Origin of the sequence: Oerskovia douganii, assembly GCF_015142735.1 — a bacterium.
Lineage (GTDB): Bacteria > Actinomycetota > Actinomycetes > Actinomycetales > Cellulomonadaceae > Oerskovia > Oerskovia douganii.
This window is the reverse complement of the sequence record NZ_JACSPN010000063.1, coordinates 1-699: the sequence shown is the minus strand read 5'-3', so window position 1 is coordinate 699 and position 699 is coordinate 1. Positions and strand designations below refer to the sequence as shown.

Genomic DNA, 699 nt, shown 5'->3' with positions numbered 1-699 from the left:
ATGCCGCGGTGGCGGTGAGGGACGTCCGAGAGCGACGCTGCCGGCACCCTCACGGAGGTTGTTCGACAGGCTTTAATCCTCTTCAGGAAGCATCACCGTCGCGACGGGCTCTCCAGTGTCACCAGCGTCTAGCTCGAGCGACAGCGTCACAGGAAGGGCCGTGCTCGCTCCGGCCTGGTTGCGCACCCGCAGCACGCGGAAGTCGACCCGTCGCCGCCCTGGATTTGTGCGGGCCGAGCGGTAGGCCATCCACAAGACGTCGCGCAGGCGGGGTTGAGTCCCAGGGCGATTGCAAAGTTGATCTGGGGGATTGTGCAGGGGGTGTGACCTGCGGGGATGCGTTGGCGGGCGCGGCCCCAGGGGTGGTGGATGATCTGGGTGTCTACGCCTGATGTCCAGAACCTGTGGGAGCCGCGCCCGTGCATGTATCTTCGCCTGTCCTTGCTGTTCTTGACCAGCCCACGGCGCGTGAGCGCGTGCTGCGTGGGCAGCTCGATGGTCTGATGGCGGCGTTGGACGCGGTGGCGGACCCGCGTGGTCGGCGTGGGCGTTGCTCGCGACGTGTTGCGGGGCGCGCACGTTCGTCGAGATCGCGGAGGTCGCTGCTGACCTGGACGTGGACCTGTTGGACGCGGTCGGGGTCGTGCGGCGGGTGCCGTCGGCCGCGACGTTCTGCCGGGTCGCCGCGATGGTGGACCC

At 68.4% G+C, this 699-nt stretch carries 1 protein-coding gene; it reads right to left on the bottom strand.

Annotated elements, in window-relative coordinates; translation table 11 throughout:
- Positions 1-72: 72 nt before the first annotated feature.
- Entirely contained in the window at positions 73-579 is a 507-nt protein-coding gene (locus H9623_RS20215) for a DUF6573 family protein (RefSeq protein ID WP_407671996.1), read from the bottom strand.
- Positions 580-699: the final 120 nt, after the last annotated feature.